This window comes from Acidovorax sp. FW305-C-20-28, assembly GCF_058783375.1.
Genome location: NZ_JBYSYM010000009.1, coordinates 92,906 through 110,878, shown reverse-complemented (window position 1 = coordinate 110,878; position 17,973 = coordinate 92,906). Strand labels below are relative to the sequence as shown.

Sequence of the window (17,973 nt, the reverse complement as noted above, 5' to 3'; positions counted from 1 at the left end):
GACGGACAGGACTTACTTGGCCAGGCCCTGGGCTTGCTGCGCCAGGCCGCGCGCGCGCTCATAGTTCTCGCGCGCCTTGGTGGCCCACATCTGCTCCAGGCCCGTGAGCTGCTTGGAGACCTCGACATCGCGCCGGTTCTTGCGGAACAGCGCCAGAAACTCCTCGTTCTTCACGTTCGCTTCGCCTACCAGCGAGGTGCAGGCCAGGCTGCGCGCCTGGGCCAGCAGCTCGCTGCCCTTGGGGTTGGGCTTGGCCTTGAGCGCCTTGTCCGCATCGTGGATGGCACGCGTGGCGGCCTGCAGCTCCTTCAGGCGAAAGGTCACCATCTGGTCGAACAGGCTGGTGACCACCTGGTAGCGGTTCTCGGACAGGTCGGCATCGAACTGCACCTTGGCGCGCTTGGCCACATCCTGCGGCACGGGGTAGCCTGCGGGCGCCTTCAGGCTGCTGTAGGGCAGGATGGGCAGGCGGCTGATCTTGGGGTCGAACAGCAGCTGCTGCCCTTCGGTGGACATGCTGAAGGCCATGAACTTCTTGGCCTCGTCGGTGTTCTTGCCTCCCGCGATCAGCGCGATGTTGGCCGGCACCACGGCCGTCATGGCCGGGTAGGCGAAGTCCACCGGAAAGCCCGAGTACTTGCCCGCCAGGCCGAAGAAGTCGATCACGATGCCGATGCCGTACTGGCCGTTGTTCACCCCATCGGGCACGGCGAAGCTGCGGTCGGTCACGGCGGCGGCGTTGCCCATCATGGCCAGCAGCTGGGCCCAGCCCTTGTCCCAGCCCTCGCCCTGCAGGATGGTCTCCACCGTGAGCTGCGTGGTGCCCGAGCGCGAGGGCGAGGAGATCGCCACATGGCCGAAGTACTCGGGCCGCGTGAGGTCCGCCCACTCCTTGGGCGCGGGCAGCTTGTTGGCCTGCAGGTAGCGGGTGTTCCACATGATGCCGTAGCCCGCCAGCGCCTGGCCGTAGTAAAGGCCTTGCGGGTCGTTGAGCGGGTAGTTGCCGATCTTGGCCGGCGCAGCGGGGTTCTTGGTGTCGGGTGCCGCCTGCAGCAGCTTGTTGCGCGCCAGCACCTCGAAGGCATCGGGGGCCGAGGCCCACATGATGTCGGGACGCTGGCCCTCGGGCAGCTCACGCACGTAGGCAATCGCGGCCGTGGTGTTCTTGTTCAGGATCTCGATCTTGATGCCCGGGTTCTTGGCCTCGAAGGCTTTCTGGTAGGCCGTGGTCAGCTCCTTGGGGAAGGACGTGAGCACCGTCACGGTGCCCGCCTGGGCGGCCTGGGCCGCCAGCAAACCAGCGGCGGCCAAAGCCCCCGCACAAAGAATGCGCTGCATGCTTGTCTCCTCGGTGTTCTAGTAGGCCCAATGTAGGGCGCGCCAGCGACCTGTGCCAATCATTGTTTCTGATGCGGCACATCAGTGGCACGGCCTGTCGGGTTATCACCTAGAACATCGAGGCTGGCCGTCAGCGCTCCATGAGGCCATTGGACGGCAGGGTTTCATCGAGCAGCTTGCGCCCCGTCTCCACCCCGGCCACGGGCAGGTCCTTGGGGTCGAGCAGCCCCACCTGCACCAGCACGCTGGCCTGGTCCCAGTAGATGTGCTCGTGGAAGAGCTTGTCCCCGCGGAACTTGACCACCGCCAGCAGCGGAATTTCCACACGCCGGCCCGTGGGTGCCACGCCGGGCAGCATCCAGGGAATCTCGGTGGTGTGGGTGAAGCAAAACAGCATCTCGTCGACCACCTGGGTGGCGCCCACCGTGCGCGAGATCGGCGTGAGGCTGGTATCGGGCGGGTTGCTGTTGACAAAATGGCGCGTGTAGAAGTCGTGCAGGTGCTTGTAGCCCACCCCGCCCGTCATGGTGGGGATGTGGTTTACATAGGGCTCGGCCACCATGGTGGACATGGTGGCATCCACATCGCGCGTGGCGAACTCGTATTCGCAGTGCTTGTCCCACAGGGCCGAGAGGTCGTAGTGCGGGCCCATCTCGCGCCGCAGGGCGGCCACGCTGCGCTGGTGCGCCATCAGCGCCGAGGGCTTGTGGAAATGGTCGCCGCCCACGCGCGCAAACGCATGGTCGGTGCCGGGGTAGACGTACAGCTCCACATTCTCGCGGCCCGACAGGGCCTGCACGATGGCCTCGCGCGCGGGCGGTGGGCAAAAGCTGTCGAGCTCGGCGATGTGCAGCACCAGGCGGCACTGGATGTCACCGGCCTCGGCCAGCGCGGCCTCGATGCCTACGCCGTAGTAGCCCACGGCCACGTCGGCATCGGTGCGGCAGGCGGCCAGGTAGGCCAGCTTGCCGCCCAGGCAGAAGCCCAGCACGCCCACCTTGCCGCCGCCCTGCCCCCGCACCTCGGGCCGGGCACGCAGCGCGGTGATGGCTGTCTGCAGGTCGTCCACGCCCTTGGCCTCGTCGAAGCCCTGGTACAGCCCGAAGGCGCGCGGCATGTCGCTCGCGGCATCGAGCTCCACCTCGGGCTGCTGGCGCCAGAACAGGTCGGGCACCAGCACCACATAGCCTTCTTCGGCGTAGTAGTCGGCCACATCGCGCATGGTCTGGTTGACGCCGAAGATCTCCTGCGCAAGCACCAGCCCCGGGCCGCTGCCGCTGGCAGGGGTGGCGAGGTAGGCGCGAAAGCGGCCGCTGCCATCGGCGGCTTCGAGCGTGGTCCATTGTCCTGGCATGGTGGGGGTCCTTGTGTGTTGTGGGATGAGTGGGTTCAGGAAGCGGCGGCACCGGAGGCGGCCTGGGGCGTGGCCGCCACGGTGGGCACAGCCGCATGCCGCGCCAGCAGCTGGCGGGTGACCACGGCATAGTCGGCCGGGTCCACCGGCCCCAGCCACTGCTTGAAGCGGGTGAGCACGCCCAACGGCAGCGCCATGTCCTGCAGCAGCTCGTCGATGTTGTGCACCGAGAAGGGGATGATGTTGGTGCCTTTGGAGTGCTTGCCGTCGGTGCGCTCCTCCATCCAGGCCAGGCGCCGGTCGATCAGCGCGTCCATGGCCTCCTGCGGCGGCAGTTGCAGCCCGCCGCGCAGCAGGTTGGCCAGCCACAACGCACCGATCTCGCAATTGAGCTGGCTGAAGAAAGACGAGTTGTAGCCATTGAAAGCCAGGCGCGGCATGGCCACGGGCAGGATGGAGCGGTACAGCCGGAAGTTGCCGCGCGCATCGGTCACGCGCTGCAGCACGCTGGCGTCGAAGAACCGCACCTGCTGCTGCCAGCCCGTGCCGCACACCACCAGGTCGGCCGGCACCGTTTCGCCATTGCTCAGCACGGCCTGGCCGGGCTGCAGCGCGCGGATGCTCACGCCCTTGCGCACGCCCAGTTGGCCGGCCGCCACCTTCTCGTAAAAACCATCGGTCACCAGGCTCACGGTGCTGCGGGCAATGGTTTCGAGCGGCGTGCCGGGGTGCAGGCCGATCTCGCGCAGCTTCAATTGCCGCGTGACCACCGACTCCACGCTGCCCAGCATGGAGTTGCGCACCGGCAGGCCCGCACCGTGCAGGAATTTCTCGAAGCCCTTGGGCTCGATGTACTTGAACAGCGCCTCGCCCATGCGCGTGAGCAGCAGGAACTTGAAGTTCAGCACGTTCATGAACTTCTTGGGGATCTTCCAGATCAACTGGCGTGCCAGCACCGTGGTGCTGGCACTGTCGGCCGCAATGGCATTGGCCACGTCGCACGAGGACTTGCCGTAGCCCACCACCAGCACATGCTTGCCGCGCGCCTCGCCCGCATCGTTGAACTGGCTGGTATGGCACACGCGCCCGCCCGCCGCCTCGAAGGCATCGGCGCCCGGGTACTGCGGCACGGCCGGCTCGCTGAAGATGCCGTTGCACACCACCAGGTAGTCGAAACGGTGCACTTCGGCCGGCAGCCCGGCTGTCGCCCGCCGGGCTTTCACGGCCCACACCCCGGCCTCTTCGTCGAGCACTGCGCTCTCCACCGTGGTGGACATGCGCAGGTGGGGAATCAGCCCGAAGTGCTCGGCGTAGGAGTGCAGGTAGGCCTGCACCTGCTGGCCCGACGGCCACTCGGGGTAGTGCGCCGGCATCGGAAAGTCCGACAGCGCATAGGTGGTGCGCGGGTTCTGGGTGGTCAGGCCCGGGTAGCGGCGCGAGGCGGCCCAGACGCCGCCCACGTCGGGCTCCTTCTCGAACACGGTCACTTCGAAGCCGAAGGCGCGCAGCACCTTGGCCGTAGAGAGGCCGGCAAAGCCGGCACCGATGATGCCTACGGATCGGATGGTCATGGCAGCGGCTCCTTCAGGACATGAGCTGGGAGATGGCGGGCGTATAGGACTCCGGCCCCATGGCCGAGTAGCCGCCATCGCAGGCATAGTCGGCACCGGTCACGAAGCTGGCCAGGTCCGAGCACAGGAAGAGCACCACATTGGCCACCTCGGCCGGGTCGCCCACGCGCCGCAGCAGGTGGAAGGGCGCGGCAACGCGGTCGGTCTTGGCGCGGTCACCGCCGGTGAGCTGGTCCATGATGGCCGACCAGGTCCAGCCGGGCGACACGCTGTTCACGCGCACGCCCTCGCCCGCCAGGTCCATGGCCATGCTGCGCGTAAGCTGAACCATGGCCGCCTTGCCCACCGGGTAGAGCCAGCGCCCGGTCTGCGCCACGCCCGAGGAGATGCTGGTGAAGTTGACCACCGCCCCGCCGCCTGCGCGCTGGAAGTGCGGGCGCACGGCCTTGAGCACCATCACCGCACTGACCAGGTTGACATTGAGCGATGCCAGCCAGTCCGCACGCGGCGAGGCGATGCCATCGTCGAGGTAGGAACACGCCAGGTTCACCAGGTAGTGCACGCCGCCGTGGCGCTCGGCCGCTTCGGCCACGCAGGCTTCGATCTCGGCATCCTCGGTGATGTCGGTGCGGCGGAACCGCACACCCTCGCCCAATTCATCCGCCAGCGCCTGGCCGGCCTCGGCGTTGATGTCGGCCACCATCACCTTCACCCCAGCCTGGTGCAGTGCACGCACCACCCCGGCGCCGATGAGGGTGGCGCCCCCGGTCACGATCGCGCTCTTGCCGCGCATCCCCTCGAATCCCTGGACCATGCTGCTGACTCCTGTAGTGCCTTGAACGTGCTGCAGTGCAGCAGCGGTAACACGCCGTCACACCCGCCTGTGTGCCCCTGGTGCTAACGCTCTTGCGCTCCACCCGGTGCTGGCCCAAGAATAGAAAAGCCGCCCGCGCAGCCGCATCCCGAAAGCGCAGGGCATATCCCGCAAACGCATGTTTTCGCGCCGCCGCTGTGGCGTGGTTCGTGCTTGCCCAAGAACCATTACCCCACTGGCAGAGCCGCATGCACACCGCCGAGCAGAGCAGCAGCACCGCGCACCCGCTACCGCTGGCGCACTACCGCCTGTTCGACAGCCACGACCTGGACGAGGCGCGCGAGTTCGTGGGCCGGGTGTTCTGCCCGCACGAGCTGGCCACGCTGCACCCGGGCGCGCAGCTCGATGCCTGCCACCACAGCGTGCCCCTGCACCGCGACGCCAGCCTGAACTACGTGCAGTACGGCCCGGCCGTGCGCATCGAGCCCGGCCACCTCGCGGGCTTCTACCTGCTGCAGATACCGCTGCGCGGGGGTGCCAGCGTGCGCTGCGGCAGCCAGGCGGTGGAATCGCATGCGCTCATGGCGTCCCTGCCCTCGCCCACCGAGCCGCTGTCCATGCGCTGGCACGAGGACAGCCCGCAGTTCATCGTCAAGATCGAGCGCGAGACCCTGCAGGCGCGCCTGTCGGCCCTGCTGCAGGCGCCCGTGCAGCAGCCGCTGGTGTTCGACCTTGGGGTGGACCTGGCCAACCCCGCGCTCATGGGCATGGCCAGCTTCATTGCCTACCTGCGCTCGGCGGTCGAGACCAATGCCTTCCTGCTGGGCCACCCGGTGCTGGCCGAGCAGGCCGAGAGCCACCTGCTCACCAGCCTGCTGCTGTCCACGCAGCACAACTACTCGGCGGCACTGGCGGCGGGCATGGCCGCACCCGGCTCCGCCCCGGTCGTGCTGCCCCGCGTGGTCAAGCGCGCGCAGGAGTTCATGCACAGCCGGCTGGAGCTGCCCATCACCCTGGCCGACGTGTGCACGCACGTGGGCGTCAGCGCCCGTTCGCTGCAGCAGACGTTTGCGCAATGCACGGGCAAGAGCCCCATGGCCTTTCTGCGCGAGATCAGGCTCGATGCGGTGCGCGCGGCGCTGCAGCAGCCTGCCCCCTCCGAGCGCGCCCCGCAGGTCTCGGACATCGCGGCGCGCTATGGCTTTTTTCACCTGGGCCACTTCGCCGAAGGCTACCGCAAGCGCTTCGGGGAGACGCCGTCGGAAACCCGCCTGCGGCAGGGCAAGCCCCACTGAGTCCAGGTCACCCCGGCTGCGCCACAAACGCATCCGCAAAGAACGCCGTGGCCCGCATGCGCGCCCGGGCCGCAAAATCGCGCCGCGCAGCCTCCACCATGGCCGGCGCGCCGCAGGCATACACCTCGTGCTGCGACAGGTCCGCATGGTCCTGCAGCACGGCCTCATGCACCCAGCCGGTGCGGCCGGACCAGCCGTCGGATGCGGGCGCGTCGGACAGAACGGGCACGTAGCTCAGCCGCCTCGGCAGCGCCTGCGCCCACTCCAGGCACAGGGCGTGCTGGTACAGGTCTTCGCGCTTGCGGCCGCCCCAGTACAGGCGCACAGGGCGCTGGCTGCCAGTGGCCAGCAACTGCTCAACCAGGGCCTTGATGGGCGCAAAGCCGGTGCCGCTGGCCAGCAGGATGGCCGGCACGGTGGACGCGCCATCGTGCATGCCGAAGGTGCCGAACGGCCCCTCGATGCGCAGCACGTCGCGCACCTTGAGCCTGCCGAACACCTGGTCGGTGAACAGCCCGCCCGGCAGGTGGCGGATGTGCAGCTCCAGCTGCTCCTGCCCCTCGCGGGCCGGCGTGGCCAGCGAATAGCTGCGCCGGCGGTTGCCGGGCAGCAGCACGTCCACGTACTGACCGGCCGCATAGTGCAGGTGCTGGCCCGGCGGGGGTTGCAGCAGCACGCGCATGACATCGGGCGCCAGGCGCTCCAGGGCCGCCACGCGCACCGGCAGCTTGCGCACGGCGATGCCGGGGATGTGGGGGATCTCCGCGCATTCGATGCGCAGATCGCTGGCCGCCTGCGTGCAACACAGCAGGTGCATGCCCTGCCCCGCCTCCTGCGGCGACAGCGCCACAGGCTGGGCGCCCGGCAGGCAGGCGGCCACGCCATCGACCACCCGCGCACGGCAGGCGCCGCAGGTACCGGTCTTGCACTGGTGGGGCAGCAGGATGCCCTGGCGCAGGGCGGCATCGAGCACGCTTTCACCTGCCTGGCTGGTGAAGGACTTGCCGGACGGCAACAGGGTGATGGCGCACGCGGGCGCTTCGGCCACGGCTGCGCCGGCCTCTTCGGTCATCTGCATGGGGAAACTTCTATACAGTGAGGTAGCGCGACCACAGGCTGCGGTCGGCATTAAGCGCGGCGGAGTCGCCCTGCCAGACCACGCGCCCGCGCTCCAGGATCACATGGCGGTCGGCCAGGCCCACCAGTCGGTGCACGTACTTGTCCACCACCAGAATGGTCTGCCCGGCGGCCTTGAGCGTGGCCAGGCAGCGCCAGATCTCTTCGCGGATCACCGGGGCCAGGCCTTCGGTGGCCTCGTCCAGGATGAGCAGGCGCGGGTTGGTCGACAGCGCCCGGCCGATGGCCAGCATCTGCTGCTCCCCGCCCGACAGCTGGTTACCCAGGTTGTTCTGCCGCTCCCTGAGGCGCGGGAACACGCCATAGATGCGCTCGATGTCCCAGGCATCGCGCAGGCCGTTGCGGTGGTCGGCAAAGGCCAGCAGGTGCTCGCGCACCGTGAGGTTGGGGAACACGTGGCGCCCCTCGGGCACGATGGCCAGGCCCAGGCGGGCGATGGCGTCGCTTTTGAGCTTGTCGGTGGCCTGGCCGGCAAAGCGGATGCCACCAGCCGTGGGGCGCAGCGCCCCCACCAGGGTCTTGATGGTGGTGCTCTTGCCCATGCCGTTGCGGCCGAGCAGAGACACTACCTCCCCGGCCCCGATCTGCAGGTCGATGCCGAACAGCACCTGGCTCACGCCGTAGCCGGCCTGAAGGCCCTGGCAGCTCAGCAATGGCTCGGGGGCGCTCATGGGGTGGTCTCCAGGGTTTCGGTGCCCAGGTACACAGCCTGCACCTCGGCGTTGTTGCGGATCTCGTCGGGCGTGCCAGCGGTGAGAACGCGGCCATAGACCAGCACCGAGATGCGGTCGGCCAGGCGGAACACGGCTTCCATGTCGTGCTCGATCAGCAGCACGGCCATGTCCTTGCGCAAAGCTTCGATGAGCTGCACCATCTGCTGCGACTCATCGGGCCCCATGCCGGCCATGGGCTCGTCCAGCAACAGCAGCTTGGGCCCGGAAGCCAGCGCCAGCGCCACGTCCAGCGTGCGTTGCGCGCCATGCGGCAGGGCACCGGCAATCTCGTCCAGCTGACCCTGCAGCCCCACGCGTTCGGCCAGGCGGCCGGCCGCCTCGTACAGGCCGCGCTCGTGCGAGCGCGGCTTCAGAAAGCGAAAGCTCGACCCGCTGTGCGCCTGCACGGCCAGCAGCAGGTTGTCGCGCACGCTCTGCCTGGGGAAGATGCGCGTGACCTGGAAGCAGCGCGACAGCCCCTGCGCCACGCGGCGGTGCATGGGCAGCGCCGTGATGTCGGCGCCGTCCAGCAGCACACGCCCCTCATCGGGCGCCAGCAGGCCCGAGATCTGGTTGACCAGCGTGGTCTTGCCCGCACCGTTGGGGCCGATCAGGGCATGCACCTCGCCGTGCGCCACCGACAGGCTCACATGGTCCGTGGCCAGCAGGCCGCCGAAGCGCTTGACCAGACCTTGCACTTGGAAGAGGCTCATCGCGCAGCCCTCCTTGAGCGCAGGTCCGCCAGCGCGGCCAGGCCCTTGGGCGCGTACAGCGCGGTGGCGATCAGCAGCACGCCCAGCGGCATGTGCCAATAGTCGGTGTGCAGCTTGAGCGCCTCTTCCAGTGCCAGCCACACGGCCGCGCCCAGCGGGCCGCCCCAGCGCCGGCCCAGGCCGCCGATGACGACCATGACGATCAGCGTGGCCGACTGTGTCCAGTGCATCATCGACGGGCTCACGAAACTGTTGCCCGTGGCCAGCAGCGCACCGGCCAGGCCGGCAACGGCGCCGGCCAGCGTGAAGGCCGCCAGTTGCAGCAAGTACACCGGGTAGCCCAGCGCGCGCATGCGCGTCTCGTTGTCGCGGATGCCCGCCAGCGCCGCACCGAAGCGCGAAGCCGTGGCCCGGTCCAGCCACCACAGCACCAGCGCCACCAAGGCCAGCACCACCCAGTACAGCGTGGGCTCGTGCATCGCATCCAGGCCCAGGCCCAGCGCGGGCCGCATGGGCAATGTGTAGCCGTCATCGCCACCGTAGCTGCGCAGCGATACGAAGACAAAGTACAGCATCTGCGCAAACGCCAGCGTGATCATGATGAAGTACACGCCCTGGGTGCGCAGCGAGATGGCCCCCACCAGCGCGGCGACCAGAGCACCCGCCACCACGGCAGCGCCCCAGACTACCCAGGCCGATGTGGCGCCCGCATCGCTGAGCACCACCACGGCGTAGGCACCCACGCCCACGAAGCCCGCATGCCCCAGCGCCACCATGCCGCCAAAGCCCATGATGAAGTTCAGGCTGGCGGCGGCCAGCGCCACCACCAGCACCCGGCGCATGAAGCTAACGTAAAAGTCCAGGCCCAGCGCCGGTGCGACCAAGGGGAAGACGGCCAAGGCAGCCAGCAGCACCAACGGCACGATGGCGCCGCGCCAGCGCGGCACGACCATGGGCTGCGGGGTCAGCGACGGGGATGATGAGGTCAAGGAGGCAGACATGGCACTCATGCCTTTGCAGAAAACAGCCCGGCAGGGCGAAAGCTCAGTACGGCAGCCATCAGGGCGTACATGGCGACCTCGGCGAACAGCGGCCCCAGATCGGCAGCCACAGACGGCGGCAGCGTGGCGCGCAGCAAGATCGGCAGGAAGGCCCGGCCAATGGTGTCCACCAGCCCCACCAGCAAGGCCGCCACGAAGGCGCCGCGCACCGAGCCGATGCCGCCGATGACGATGACCACCAGCGCCGGGATCAAGATGGATTCGCCCATGCCCACCTGCACGGCCATGATGGGGCCCATGAGCGCGCCGGCCAGGGCCGCCAGCGCAGCCCCCAGCACGAAGATGCCGCAGAACACGCGCTTGACGCGCACGCCCATGAGTTCGGCCATCCACCGGTCCGACGCGCCGGCCCGCACCAGCATGCCCACCCGGCTGTGGTTGACCAGCAGGTACAACAGGCCCGCCACCGCCACGCCGGCCACCAGCACCACCAGCCGGTAGGAGGGGTACGGCAGGCCTGCGAACAGCTCCACCGGGCCCGCAAGCAGGGCCGGCGTGGGCGCCATCACGGGCGAGGGGCCCCAAGCCATCTTCACCGCATCATCGGCCACCAGGATCACGCCGAAGGTGGCCAGCACCTGGGCCAGGTGGTCGCGGCCGTAGAGGCGGCGCATCAGCGTCACCTCCAGCAGCACGGCCACGAACACGGTGGCGGCTATCGCTACCAGCACCGCCCCCGCGAAGGAGCCGCTGTGCACATGCACCGTGGCCGCCACATAGGCGCCCACCATGAACAGCGAGCCGTGCGAGAGGTTCATCACGTCCATGATCCCGAAGACCAGCGTGAGACCGGCCGCGATCAGGAAGAGCATGAGCCCGTAGCCCGCTCCGTTGAGCAATTGCTCGATGACGAGGATCCAGTTCATGGTGTGCAGGGGATGCGCGAAGGCAGTGGAAACAGGGTCACTTCAACGGGCATTGCGAGGAGAACGCGTCACCGTAGTTTTCGAGCACCGTCTTGATGGTCTTGTTGGTCACGCGGCCTTCGGCGTTCTTGCCGATGGTGCGCAGGTAGAAGTTCTGCACCGGGTAGTGGTTGTTGGCATAGCGGAAGCTGCCGCGCACCGAGGGGAACTGCGCCTTAGCCAGGGCCTTGGCCAGCGCCTCGCGGTCGGCCACCTTGCCGCCCACGGCCTTGACGGCCGAGTCCATGGCGGTGACCACGTCGAAGGCCTGGGCTGCGTAGATGGATGGGAAGCGTCCGCCGTACTCCTTGCGGAAGGCCGCCACGAAGGCCTTGTTGGCGGCGTTGTCCAGGTCGTGCGCCCAGTGCGAGGTGTTGAACAAGCCCAGCATGGGCTCGCCCACCGCGCCGATGATGTCCTCGTCGGCCGAGAAGCCGCTGGTCACCAGCATGATGTCCTTGGACAGGCCGGCCCCCACGAACTGCTTGATGAAGTTGATGCCCATGGCGCCGGGCAGGAAGAAGTACACCGCCTCGGGCTTGGCGGCGCGCAGCTGCGCCAGTTCGGTAGCGTAGTCGAGCTGGCCTACCTTGGTGTAGACCTCGTCGACCACCGTGCCCTTGAACTTGCGCTTGAAGCCGGTCAGGCCGTCCTTGCCCGCGGGGTAGTTGGGGGCAATCAACACCATGCGGCCAAAGCCGCGGTCGGCCGCGAACTGGCCCGCCGCCTCGTGGTACTGGTCGTTCTGGTAAGCGGTGCCGAAGAAGTAGGCGTTGCACTGCGCCCCGGCCAGCTGGCTCGGGCCCGCGTTGTTCGACAGGTAGGGCACCTTGGCCGCGAACAGCGTGGGCGCCACGGCCAGCGCCACGTTGGAGGCGATGGGGCCTGTGAACAGGTCGATCTTCTCGCGCTGCACGAAGCGGTCCACCAGCTGCTTGGCCTGGTCGGGGCTGCCGGCCATGTCGGTCTGGATGAATTCGACGGGCTGGCCACCGAGCTTGCCACCCAACTGTTTGATGGCCAGGTTGAAGCCGTCGCGCGCATCGGCGCCAGGGCCCGAGAACGGGCCCGAGATGTCGAGCGCCATGCCCACCTTGATGGGGCCCTGCTGCGCCATGGCAGTGAAGCTGGTGCAGGCCGCCAGGGTGGCCAGTGCGGCTGCGCCGATCCGGTGGCGAAGCGAGGTGCGGGAGAGTTGTGCCATCGTCAATCCTTATCCATCAACAACAAAATGAGAGAAACCAGGGGCCGCGCAGGCGGGCGTCAGAGCCCGACTTCGACGCGCCCCGCCACCACGCGCACCGGGAACGTGCGCACCGCTTCGGTGACGGGCGCCTTGCAGGGCGCCCCCGTGCGGATGTCGAAGGTGCCCTGATGCAAGGGGCATTCCACACAGCCGTCCTCGACCCAGCCATCGGACAATTTGGCCGCGCCATGGGTGCACAGGTCGTACAGGGCGAACAGGCCCTCTCCGTCGCGGAACACCGCCACGGGCAGGCCGTCCACCACCACGGGCCACACGGCGCCATCGGGAAAATCCTCGGGCTCGCCCACGTCGTGCCAGGCGGCTACCGTGCCCTGTTCCAGTGCGTTGTCGGTCGTTGTCTGCATGGTGCGGGTCCTCAGATGGGGGTGGCGAGCAAGGTGGCCACGCGGGAGGTGTCGTACACCACGCGCTTGCTGCGGTAGCGCCACTCGCCCTGGTGCTGCACCACCTCGTCGAGGTAGGTGCCGGCCTGGTAGACGCTGGATTCGCCGGCCGCGCCGGTGATCACCACCACGTAGCTCGACTGGGTGTGCACCACGCCGTCCTTCACCGCGGTGATCACCAGGCCCGAGGTGCCGTGGCGGTAGACATGGTCTTCGTAGATGTTGGCGTTGCGCAGCGACAGCACGCGGTCGCGCAGCATGCCGGCATTGCGGCAGTACATGATGGGCGCGGGAAAGCCCGCGTCGAAGTTCTCCTTGGGGATGATCTCGTAGCGGCCCTCTTCGACGAAGAAACCGGGCCATTCTTCGAGCTGGTTGTTGTCCAGTGCGCTCACATAGCGGTGCTGCAGTTCCAGCAGTTCGGTCCACAGCTGCAGGCGCTCCTGGCGGCTGATCTCGATAGGGGCGGTGGGGGTGGTCATCGTGGTCATGGCGTGCAGTCCTTCAGTAGCCCATCAGTCCCTGGTAACCCACCCAGAAGCGGCGGATCAGGTTCTCGGTGATCACGGTGTCCATCTGCTCGGGCGCCTCGCGCGCCATGGCGATGTAGGAGTGCTTGTCGCCATCGCGCACGGTGCCGCGCTGCACCAGCTCGGTCGCCTCGGTGTCTTCCATGGAGATATAGCCCGCAGGCCCCACCAAGTTGGCCTGCAGCAGGCGCAGTTCGCGCAGCTCGGGCGTGTCGTCGGCATAGCCGAAGAAATGGAACACCAGCTCGAAGTTGTTCGGCCCCTTGGGCAGCAGCTGGCGCGCCACCAGCGTGTTGTGGATCTGCTGCACCACCAGCTGCGGAAAGATCGGCTGGATGTGGTTGGTGGTCATCTCGTCGAACTCCTTGATCTGGCCGAGCAAGGTGGGTTCCTCGAGCGTGAAACCCTCGTCCATGGAGCGGATGTTCTGCGCGCTGTAGGCGGCGGCGGTGTCCGTCTCCACCTCGGGCTTGGTCACGGTGATGATGCTGTGCAGGCCGTGCGTCGCATCGGGGATGGAGCGCGCCTTCATCCCCACGCGGAAGATGTTGAAGGTGGTGTGGAACAGGTGCAGCAGGCTGGCGTGGTAGGGGTCCTTCACGTTCTCGAAGTACAGCTTCCAGTTCGACTTGGAGTACTGGCGCGTGCAGCCCAGGTAGACGATGGGCTTGTGGAAGATGCGGTCGATCCACGGGCGCATCTGCTCGCCCAGGTACTCGGGCAGCGGCGGCGTCTCGTCGCTGAAGGTGGCGAACAACAGGCCCTTGTAGCTGTCCACGCGCAGCTTCTGCAGGCCGTGTTCCTCGGTCTTGAAATCCTTGGGCATGCCGACCATGCCCTTTTGCCCACGGCGGAACGGCACGCCCTGCAGGTCGCCGTTGGCGGCAAAGCTCCACTGGTGGTACACGCAGGTGTGGCTGGCGGCGTTGCCGCGCTTTTCGCGGCACACCATGGCACCACGGTGCGCGCAGCGGTTGACCCAGCAGGCCAGGCCCTCGGCCGTGCGCGTGACCACCACCGGGGTGTCGCCGACAAAGGTGGACTTGAAGTCGCCCACGTTCGGGATCTCGGCTTCCAGGCCGAGGAAGTTCCATACCGGGCCACGGAAGATGCGCTCCTGCTCGCGGTCGTAGACCTCCTGCGAGCTGAACACCCGGTAGGGCACGTTGGAGCCATCGGGCTGCGGAAAGAAGACCTGGCGCTGGGCCTTGAGCGAGGCGGGTGGCGCAACGGCGACGACGGGGATTTCAGACATGGGCAACACCTCTTCGATTGGGTTGCCTCCATGCTAGAAATCAACGCCCTGCCCCGCTATCCACTATCGGCACATGGGTGCCCCAGGCCTGTCCGGTTCTTGCAAACCTGCTCAATTGAAAGAGGTCTGGCTCGGCAGCTCGCCGAAACGCTCACGGTAATAGCTGGAAAAGCGCCCCAGGTGGCCGAAGCCGAACTCCAGCGCCGCATCGGTCACGCAGTGGCCGGGGCGCTCCATCAGGCGCGCACGCACGGCATCGAGCCGCATGTTGCGCAGCAGGGCCATGGGCGATTCGCCATGGTGGCGCTGGCACAGCGCGTTCAGGCCGCGCACGCTGACGCCGGCGGCACGCGCCAGGTCCTCCAGCGCCACGGGCGCGCACAGGCGGCTGCGCATGTAGGCGTCGAGCCGGTCGAGCCGGCCCATGTCACCCAGCGGGGCCGGCGAGGCGCTGCAGGTCTCCCCACCCAGCAAGGGCAGCAGCGGCGCGGCCGGCACCGGTACGCTCTGCGCGCACGAGGCCAGGAACAGCGCCACATTGCTCTCCATGTGGTCCACCCAGCGCGCATGCGCCGTGCTTTCCACGGCCTGCTGGCTCACGTGCAGCAGCGACTGCATGAGGAAGTGCCATTGCTGGCCCTGCCCCGCACTCAGCGGCAGCAGCGGGTGCACAAAGGTCGAGTCGCCCACCAGCGATTCGGGTGCCCAGTCACGCAGCAGGCTGCAGGGCACCTTGAGGATGAGCTGGCGCGCACCCTGCTGCCAGTGCATGTGCAGGTTGTGGCGCGGTGCGATCAGCGCGGCGGCACCGGCCGGCAGGCGCACGGGCACGCCGTCGGACACCAGTTGCGCCGTGCCCGAGAGCGACAGGTGCACCAGCACGAAATCGTCGAAGGGGCGCGGGCGGATCTCCACTTCTGCACCGTATTGCAGCATGAACAGCTGCAGCTGGCGCACGCGCACCTTGGACAGCGCCGTGGCCACCGGCCCGCCGCACCATTTGAGCCCATGGTCCGAGAACTCGCGCGCCACCAGTTCATGGGAGTCCACCCGCAGGTCCGACGTGAAGACCGGGCGCTGCTGCAGCGCCGACAGATCCAGGGACAGGGCGGACGATATGGGAACCATCGGACAGAGACCTCGCGTGGGAAGGGGCGCAGCGCACATCAGGGCGCGCCGCTTTGATATGCATCAATCTCAGCAATTTCCATACCCATGGGCGGACAGGCGCCCATGCGACACCCCTACTGCCACGCCAGACGGGCTGCCGACGTACCATCGGAGCAACACCGGTCTACCCTCCCCTTCCCGCTCCATGTATTCCACCGTCCGCCCCTCGCGCAGCGAGTTCGTCCCCATCCGCACCCTGAACTACCATGTCCGCCACTGGGGCGAGGCATCGCCCGACAAGACCAGGCCCCCACTGGTCCTGGTGCATGGCTGGATGGACGTGGGCGCCTCCTACCAGTTCGTGGTGGACGCGTTCTCGGCCGCCTTCGCCGAGGGCCGGCACATCATCGCCCCCGACTGGCGCGGCTTCGGCCTGAGCAAGTTGCCCGCGCCCTGCGACCATTACACCTTCCCCGACTACCTGGCCGACCTGGACATGCTCCTGGACCACTACGTGGGCGACCAGCCCGTGGACCTGGTGGGCCACAGCATGGGCGGCAACATCGCCATGATGTACGCGGGCGTGCGGCCCGGGCGCATCCGCCGCCTGGTCAACCTGGAGGGCTTCGGCATGCCGGCCACCAAGCCCGAGCAAGCCCCCAAGCGCTATGCCCAGTGGATCGACGAGATCAAGCAGCTGGAAAAGGGCGAGATGGCCCTCAAGGCCTACGACAGCGTGGCGGGCGTGGCCCAGCGCCTCATGAAGACCAACCCGCGCCTCTCGCAGGACAAGGCCGACTGGCTGGCCCAGCACTGGGCCGAGCCCAATGCGCAAGGGCGCTGGGAGATCCTGGGCGACCCGGCGCACAAGATCACCAGTTCGCAGCTGTACCGTCTGGACGAGGCCCTGGCCCTGTACGCGCGGATCGAGGCCCCGGTGCTGGCCGTGGAGGCCAGCGACGACAGCCTGGGCCTGTGGTGGAAGGGCCGCTATGCCCTGCCCGAGTACCACCAGCGCCTGACCCATGTGCGCCAATGCCGCACGGCCGTGGTGCAGGATGCCGCCCACATGCTGCACCATGACCAGCCGGCCGCCGTGGCAAGGCTGATCGAAGAACACCTGTCCTGAAAACGTTCTGAGGGGCCAGTTTTCACAGGGACAAGGGGCTTTCTCGGGCCCCTGCCCGGTCCGTGAGAAAATGGTTGATTCGGAAGATGCCGAACCCGCGTTCGCGCCACCCTGGGCTGGCGCGGCAGGCAATGCCGCCAGCCGGCTTGCCAGGGCCTTGCACCCGCCTTGCGCGGGGCACCCATGGTGCATCGACCACCCTACAGAACCGAACAACCATACGACAGGACACCATCATGGACGCAGAACGCATCAACCTCATCGGCACCACCCTCGACGACCTGGCTCTGCGCACGGCAGAGTTACGGAGGTATCTTTGACTTCGATGCCAAGTTCGAACGCCTGAGAACCGTCAACGCCTCGCTGGAAGACCCCGCGGTCTGGAACGACCCGAAGAAGGCCCAGGAGCTGGGCAAGGAACAGAAGTCCCTGTCCAGCGTGGTCGTCACGCTGGACAAGCTCACGCGCGAGCTGGCTGACAACGCCGAGCTGTACCAGATGAGCAAGGAGGAAGGCGACGAGCCCGGCCTCATGACCATCGAGGCCGAGACCGCCAAGCTGCGCCCGCTGATCGAGGAGCTGGAGTTCCGCCGCATGTTCAGCAACGAGGCCGACCCGCTCAACTGCTTTGTGGACATCCAGGCCGGGGCCGGCGGCACCGAGGCCTGCGACTGGGCCAGCATGCTGCTGCGCCAATACCTCAAGTACGCCGAGCGCAAGGGCTTCAAGACCACGGTGGAAGATGAAACCCCGGGCGACGTGGCCGGCATCAAGAGCGCCACGATCAAGATCGAGGGCGAGTACGCCTTTGGCCTGCTGCGCACCGAGACCGGCGTGCACCGCCTGGTGCGCAAGAGCCCGTTCGACAGCTCGGGTGGCCGCCACACCTCGTTCGCCTCGCTGTTCGTCTACCCCGAGATCGACGACTCCATCGAGATCAACATCAACCCGGCCGACGTGCGCACCGACACCTTCCGCGCATCGGGCGCCGGTGGCCAGCACATCAACAAGACCGACTCGGCCGTGCGCCTGACACACATCCCGACCGGCATCGTGGTGCAGTGCCAGGACGGCCGCAGCCAGCACAGCAACCGCGACGTGGCCTGGCAGCGCCTGCGCAGCCGGCTGTACGACTTCGAGATGCGCAAGCGCATGGAAGAGCAGCAAAAGCTCGAGGACACCAAGACCGACGTGGGCTGGGGCCACCAGATCCGCAGCTACGTGCTGGACAACAGCCGCATCAAGGACCTGCGCACCGGCGTGGAAATCTCCGCCACGCAGAAGGTGCTGGACGGCGACCTGGACGCGTTCATCGAAGCCTCGCTCAAGCAGGGCGTGTGATGGACCGCCGCACCGCAGCAGCCGCCACCGCCACGAACGAGCGAACCGGCAGCCCTT

General features: G+C 67.7%; 17 protein-coding genes. 3 read left to right on the top strand and 14 right to left on the bottom strand.

The genetic code is table 11. The annotated features are described in order from the left end of the window. Positions 1-12: 12 nt before the first annotated feature. The 4 genes from AC3WOH_RS12760 to AC3WOH_RS12745 form a co-directional block, all read right to left on the bottom strand. Entirely contained in the window at positions 13-1,338 is a 1,326-nt protein-coding gene (locus AC3WOH_RS12760) for an ABC transporter substrate-binding protein (RefSeq protein ID WP_492229697.1), read from the bottom strand. A 130-nt stretch (positions 1,339-1,468) separates the two neighbouring features. After that, entirely contained in the window at positions 1,469-2,692 is a 1,224-nt protein-coding gene (locus AC3WOH_RS12755) for a dienelactone hydrolase family protein (protein WP_492229696.1), read from the bottom strand. Positions 2,693-2,727: 35 nt separating this feature from the next. Beyond that, entirely contained in the window at positions 2,728-4,263 is a 1,536-nt protein-coding gene (locus AC3WOH_RS12750) for a flavin-containing monooxygenase (RefSeq protein WP_492229695.1), read from the bottom strand. Positions 4,264-4,276: 13 nt separating this feature from the next. Continuing rightward, positions 4,277-5,077: an SDR family oxidoreductase gene (locus tag AC3WOH_RS12745; RefSeq protein ID WP_492229694.1), complete on the bottom strand. Its 801-nt coding sequence runs from the start codon at positions 5,075-5,077 to the stop codon at positions 4,277-4,279. A gap of 248 nt (positions 5,078-5,325) precedes the next feature. On the opposite strand from AC3WOH_RS12745, the gene AC3WOH_RS12740 reads away from it, so the two are divergent. Continuing rightward, a complete protein-coding gene (locus AC3WOH_RS12740; RefSeq protein ID WP_492229693.1) occupies positions 5,326-6,372 on the top strand; it encodes an AraC family transcriptional regulator in 1,047 nt (348 codons plus the stop codon). Positions 6,373-6,379: 7 nt separating this feature from the next. Here the strand turns inward: AC3WOH_RS12740 and AC3WOH_RS12735 are convergent, their stop codons facing one another. The 10 genes from AC3WOH_RS12735 to AC3WOH_RS12690 form a co-directional block, all read right to left on the bottom strand. Continuing rightward, the gene (locus tag AC3WOH_RS12735) at positions 6,380-7,450 is read right to left on the bottom strand and encodes a CDP-6-deoxy-delta-3,4-glucoseen reductase (protein WP_492229692.1); all 1,071 of its coding nucleotides are present in this window, start codon (positions 7,448-7,450) and stop codon (positions 6,380-6,382) included. 10 nt (positions 7,451-7,460) lie between these two features. Then, a complete protein-coding gene (locus tag AC3WOH_RS12730; protein WP_492229691.1) occupies positions 7,461-8,180 on the bottom strand; it encodes an ABC transporter ATP-binding protein in 720 nt (239 codons plus the stop codon). After that, entirely contained in the window at positions 8,177-8,935 is a 759-nt protein-coding gene (locus tag AC3WOH_RS12725; protein ID WP_492229690.1) for an ABC transporter ATP-binding protein, read from the bottom strand. The genes AC3WOH_RS12730 and AC3WOH_RS12725 overlap by 4 nt, the downstream gene beginning before the upstream one ends. Next, a complete protein-coding gene (locus AC3WOH_RS12720; RefSeq protein ID WP_492229780.1) occupies positions 8,932-9,888 on the bottom strand; it encodes a branched-chain amino acid ABC transporter permease in 957 nt (318 codons plus the stop codon). Before AC3WOH_RS12720 ends, AC3WOH_RS12725 begins: the two co-directional genes overlap by 4 nt. Before the next feature lie 53 nt (positions 9,889-9,941). Continuing rightward, the gene (locus AC3WOH_RS12715) at positions 9,942-10,862 is read right to left on the bottom strand and encodes a branched-chain amino acid ABC transporter permease (RefSeq protein ID WP_492229689.1); all 921 of its coding nucleotides are present in this window, start codon (positions 10,860-10,862) and stop codon (positions 9,942-9,944) included. Positions 10,863-10,899: 37 nt separating this feature from the next. After that, positions 10,900-12,105: an ABC transporter substrate-binding protein gene (locus AC3WOH_RS12710; protein WP_492229688.1), complete on the bottom strand. Its 1,206-nt coding sequence runs from the start codon at positions 12,103-12,105 to the stop codon at positions 10,900-10,902. Positions 12,106-12,164: 59 nt separating this feature from the next. After that, positions 12,165-12,488, bottom strand: coding sequence for an anthranilate 1,2-dioxygenase ferredoxin subunit AndAb (gene andAb, locus AC3WOH_RS12705; protein ID WP_492229779.1), 324 nt, complete (start codon positions 12,486-12,488; stop codon positions 12,165-12,167). 35 nt (positions 12,489-12,523) lie between these two features. After that, positions 12,524-13,042 carry an anthranilate 1,2-dioxygenase small subunit AndAd gene (andAd, locus tag AC3WOH_RS12700; protein WP_492229687.1) on the bottom strand — a complete coding sequence of 173 codons (519 nt, stop codon included), beginning with the start codon at positions 13,040-13,042 and terminating at the stop codon, positions 12,524-12,526. 13 nt (positions 13,043-13,055) lie between these two features. Then, positions 13,056-14,336: an anthranilate 1,2-dioxygenase large subunit AndAc gene (gene andAc, locus AC3WOH_RS12695; protein WP_492229686.1), complete on the bottom strand. Its 1,281-nt coding sequence runs from the start codon at positions 14,334-14,336 to the stop codon at positions 13,056-13,058. 111 nt (positions 14,337-14,447) lie between these two features. After that, positions 14,448-15,464, bottom strand: a complete 1,017-nt coding sequence (locus AC3WOH_RS12690; protein ID WP_492229685.1) for an AraC family transcriptional regulator — start codon at positions 15,462-15,464, stop codon at positions 14,448-14,450. 187 nt (positions 15,465-15,651) lie between these two features. Between AC3WOH_RS12690 and AC3WOH_RS12685 the strand changes: the two genes are divergently transcribed. Together AC3WOH_RS12685 and prfB are read left to right on the top strand one after the other, a co-directional pair. Then, positions 15,652-16,575 carry an alpha/beta fold hydrolase gene (locus AC3WOH_RS12685; RefSeq protein ID WP_492229684.1) on the top strand — a complete coding sequence of 308 codons (924 nt, stop codon included), beginning with the start codon at positions 15,652-15,654 and terminating at the stop codon, positions 16,573-16,575. A 236-nt stretch (positions 16,576-16,811) separates the two neighbouring features. After that, a protein-coding gene (prfB, locus tag AC3WOH_RS12680) for a peptide chain release factor 2 (protein WP_492229683.1) occupies positions 16,812-17,916 on the top strand; the annotation gives its coding sequence in 2 pieces (ribosomal slippage) (positions 16,812-16,892 and positions 16,894-17,916; 1,104 coding nt in all). Positions 17,917-17,973: the final 57 nt, after the last annotated feature.

Excerpts from the sequence above, each read along its gene's own strand:
- AC3WOH_RS12760 (WP_492229697.1), bottom strand. The coding sequence starts at position 1,338 with ATGCAGCGCATTCTTTGTGCGGGGGCTTTGGCCGCCGCTGGTTTGCTG.
- AC3WOH_RS12755 (WP_492229696.1), bottom strand. The coding sequence starts at position 2,692 with ATGCCAGGACAATGGACCACGCTCGAAGCCGCCGATGGCAGCGGCCGC.
- AC3WOH_RS12750 (WP_492229695.1), bottom strand. The coding sequence starts at position 4,263 with ATGACCATCCGATCCGTAGGCATCATCGGTGCCGGCTTTGCCGGCCTC.
- AC3WOH_RS12745 (WP_492229694.1), bottom strand. The coding sequence starts at position 5,077 with ATGGTCCAGGGATTCGAGGGGATGCGCGGCAAGAGCGCGATCGTGACC.
- AC3WOH_RS12740 (WP_492229693.1), top strand. The coding sequence starts at position 5,326 with ATGCACACCGCCGAGCAGAGCAGCAGCACCGCGCACCCGCTACCGCTG.
- AC3WOH_RS12735 (WP_492229692.1), bottom strand. The coding sequence starts at position 7,450 with ATGCAGATGACCGAAGAGGCCGGCGCAGCCGTGGCCGAAGCGCCCGCG.
- AC3WOH_RS12730 (WP_492229691.1), bottom strand. The coding sequence starts at position 8,180 with ATGAGCGCCCCCGAGCCATTGCTGAGCTGCCAGGGCCTTCAGGCCGGC.
- AC3WOH_RS12725 (WP_492229690.1), bottom strand. The coding sequence starts at position 8,935 with ATGAGCCTCTTCCAAGTGCAAGGTCTGGTCAAGCGCTTCGGCGGCCTG.
- AC3WOH_RS12720 (WP_492229780.1), bottom strand. The coding sequence starts at position 9,888 with ATGGTCGTGCCGCGCTGGCGCGGCGCCATCGTGCCGTTGGTGCTGCTG.
- AC3WOH_RS12715 (WP_492229689.1), bottom strand. The coding sequence starts at position 10,862 with ATGAACTGGATCCTCGTCATCGAGCAATTGCTCAACGGAGCGGGCTAC.
- AC3WOH_RS12710 (WP_492229688.1), bottom strand. The coding sequence starts at position 12,105 with ATGGCACAACTCTCCCGCACCTCGCTTCGCCACCGGATCGGCGCAGCC.
- andAd (WP_492229687.1), bottom strand. The coding sequence starts at position 13,042 with ATGACCACGATGACCACCCCCACCGCCCCTATCGAGATCAGCCGCCAG.
- andAc (WP_492229686.1), bottom strand. The coding sequence starts at position 14,336 with ATGTCTGAAATCCCCGTCGTCGCCGTTGCGCCACCCGCCTCGCTCAAG.
- AC3WOH_RS12690 (WP_492229685.1), bottom strand. The coding sequence starts at position 15,464 with ATGGTTCCCATATCGTCCGCCCTGTCCCTGGATCTGTCGGCGCTGCAG.
- AC3WOH_RS12685 (WP_492229684.1), top strand. The coding sequence starts at position 15,652 with ATGTATTCCACCGTCCGCCCCTCGCGCAGCGAGTTCGTCCCCATCCGC.